This window comes from Enterobacter sp. PTB (assembly GCF_051130085.1).
GTDB classification, from domain to species: domain Bacteria; phylum Pseudomonadota; class Gammaproteobacteria; order Enterobacterales; family Enterobacteriaceae; genus Enterobacter; species Enterobacter ludwigii.
Genome location: NZ_JBDKEE010000224.1, coordinates 1 through 207 on the forward strand (window position 1 = coordinate 1; position 207 = coordinate 207).

General features: G+C 53.6%; 1 pseudogene. It reads right to left on the minus strand.

The features are described 5' to 3' along the window. Positions 1–207 (minus strand): annotated as a pseudogene (locus tag AAIR21_RS28315) (VRR-NUC domain-containing protein); the annotation flags it as partial.

Sequence of the window (207 nt, forward strand, 5' to 3'; positions counted from 1 at the left end):
TCCAGGCCTTCATCGTCACGTTGACCACCTGATCGCTCCACTGCTGCTCCTGTGAGCGGCAGTCGTGGATCTCCAGTATCGTCATACGTCTACGATCTCTGCCAACAATCTGCATGTAATCGTTATATTGCCTCGCAGTCAGTTTATCGCCAGGAAACTTGACCTCCACCAGTCGTTCCAGGTTATCGCCGTGCCTCTGACCTTCCG